This window comes from Paracoccus sp. FO-3 (genome assembly GCF_006386455.1).
Classification (GTDB): Bacteria; Pseudomonadota; Alphaproteobacteria; order Rhodobacterales; family Rhodobacteraceae; genus Paracoccus; species Paracoccus versutus.
In genome coordinates this window covers 1-1,718 of record NZ_VCBQ01000247.1, presented here as the reverse complement: position 1 = coordinate 1,718, position 1,718 = coordinate 1, and the positions used below count along the sequence as shown (strand labels likewise).

Annotated in this window: 1 protein-coding gene; it reads right to left on the bottom strand. The window is 71.4% G+C overall.

What is annotated here, in order from left to right:
* Window positions 1-1,718, bottom strand: a 1,718-nt coding sequence (locus FE811_RS27780) for a hypothetical protein (RefSeq protein ID WP_181180992.1), incomplete at both ends; no start/stop codon positions are given.

Here is a 1,718-nt window from a genome sequence, read left to right as displayed (position 1 = left end):
CGGTCGTCACCGTCGTCGCGCCGCCGCCCCCGGCCGCCCGCGCGCCGCTCGCCGCTACGCCGCCGCCGGCGCTCCATGAACTGGCGGAAACGCTGCTGGATGCGGGCGACGATGCGGCCGAAGGGCCGCGCGATGGCCCCCAGCAGGCGGCGGATCAGCGCATCGACGCCAAGGAAGGTCAGCACCATGTCCACCGCCGCGACGATGCCATGCGCCAGGGCGCGCGCGAAGGCCGCCGCGCCATTGCCGGGCGCCGCCACCTGCATGACGAATTCCAGGAAGGCGCGGGCGGCCGAGAACAGCGACTGCACCAGCGACCAGGCCGCGCGGATCGCGTCGATCACCGCCATGATCGCGCCCGCGCCGGGGATCAGCTTCAGCGCAAGCTGGGTGGCCAGCCAGATCATCGCCGCGCCCGCCATCGCGGGCATCAGCAGGGGCAGGCTTTCGGTGATCAGGCCGATCATGCTGGTCGCCAGCGCGGTCAGCATCTCGACCCAGTTCGGCGGCAGGTTCATCAGCAGCTGCAGGCCGGGAACCTTGTTGAAGAACCATTCCTTGAAGGCTTCCTTCAGCGAATCCCACAGGTGGTTCTTGACGCCTTCCTGCGCCTGCGACCCGGCCGCCGACAGGAATGCGCCGATCCCCATCCGCGTCACCCGCGCCATCAGCGCCATGAACTCGCCAAGCGCATCGGCCAGCGCCTTGATCGCCGCGGCGATGCGATCGACGAGGCCGGCATTCTCGGCCTGGATCTCGGCCAGCTTCGCATCCATCTCGCGGATCGCGCGCTCGCGTTCGCGGTCCAGCGCGGCAAGGGCGGCGCGCTGCGTCGCCTCGATGCGGCTTTCCATCGCCTGGAACTGCGCCTGCGCGCGGGTCAGCGCCGCCTGCGCCTCGGCGTCCAGGTTGCCCTTGTTGGCCTCGACCAGCTGGTCGATGGCGGCCTTCGCCTCGGCCAGGATGGCCTTGCAGTCGTCGATGGTGCGCTGGATGCTGCCGCGGATCTCGTTCAGCAGCGCGTCGATGTCGGCGATATACTGGTTGCGGTGGCGGTCGTAGAGTGCCTTGACCTCGGGCAGGCTGTTGATCGACAGCAGCCAGTCCCGCGCGCGGTTGTAAAGCCCCTTGGCGCCGGTATAGCGCCGCGCCTTGAACGCCTCCAGATCGGCCCGGACGCCCGAGGCAAAGGCCTCCAGCCGCTGGCCCTGGCGGTCGCGAAAGCTTTGCACCGCATCGCTTTCCAGCGAGCCCAGCTTTTCGTTCACCTGCCCCTCGGCGGTGGCATAGGCCGCGTTGATCTGTTCGGCCAGGCTGCGCTGGCCGGTCTCTTCGCCCGAGCGGGTGCCGGTCTGCTCGCCGCTCACCGCCTCTTGCGCCGCCTCCCGCCCGGCCTCCATCCCGCCGACGCTTTCGGCCTCGGTCGCGGCCAGCCCCGCCGCGGCCTCTTGCGTGGCGGCGGTCTCGGTCGCGCGGGCGTCGGTCGCGGCGCCGTCCACGTTCTCGTTCAGCTCGTCCTTGTCGTCGCCGATGGCGCGGAGCGGGCCTTCCTCGGCCTTGGCCAGGGTCGCGTCGTCCACGTCATGTTCGGCCAAGGCCTCGTCGGCGGCTTCGCGGAACTCGCTTGCGTCCAGCGATTCCTCGGGCACCGCGGGGGGTGCCGCGCCGGTCAGGCCCGGCGCCGCCGTGGCCGGGGCGGCGACGGGCGCGGGCTGGGG